The 641-nt window shown below is 65.8% G+C and carries 1 protein-coding gene; it reads right to left on the bottom strand.

Annotated elements, in window-relative coordinates:
• Nucleotides 1-477 (bottom strand): heavy metal-binding domain-containing protein (locus tag OC373_RS18760; protein ID WP_315985480.1); only part of this gene is annotated, 477 nt, incomplete at its 3' end.
• Between the last annotated feature and the right edge of the window lie 164 nt (nt 478-641).

The raw sequence follows: 641 nt of genomic DNA, 5'->3' as shown, positions 1-641 counted from the left end.
GATCACCGCCGCCGCCTCGTAATACACACCGACGCGCCCATGCTCGGTAAACGACGGCGGGAACAACCCGGGTGCCAGCGTGGCGACCAGGCTGTAGCCAAAGGCAGCCGCGACGCCAATCCCGATGAGGGTGAACATGTTCGGGCTGCGGTTGCGGATCGACTGCACGCAGCGTTCGAAGAACGGCCAGCCCGCCCACAGCACGACCGGCGTGGTCAACACCAGCTCGACCAAGGTCTGCACGTGGATCGACAGTGGCAGGATCTCGACGCCGCCCAGCTCGAGCCGCGGGAGATGCCGGCCGAACATGGCCAGCACGAGTGTCACCACCGTCAGCGGAAGCGTCCACCAGAAGCGGTGCGAGAAGTCGCGTAACTCGGGGTTGTCGTCGTCCTCCAAGCTCGGCATTTCCGGTTCCAGCGCCATGCCGCAGAAGGGGCAGTTGCCTGGTCCTTGTTGCCGGACTTCGGGGTGCATCGGGCAGGTGTAGATGGCGCCGGCCGGTGCCACCTCGGGCTCATCCTGGGGCGTCAGGTAGCGATCAGGGTCGGCCACAAACTTCGCGCGGCATCGCTCCGAGCAGAAGTGGAAAGGAGTGCCGGCGTGGATCGCATGATGCGCCGTGCTGGCAGGATCCACCT

It is taken from the genome of Stenotrophomonas sp. Ste96 (genome assembly GCF_024519495.1).
In the GTDB taxonomy this organism is placed as follows: domain Bacteria; phylum Pseudomonadota; class Gammaproteobacteria; order Xanthomonadales; family Xanthomonadaceae; genus Stenotrophomonas; species Stenotrophomonas bentonitica_A.
The sequence above is the reverse complement of the archived record's forward strand: the minus strand, read 5'-3'. Positions and strand labels throughout refer to the sequence as shown.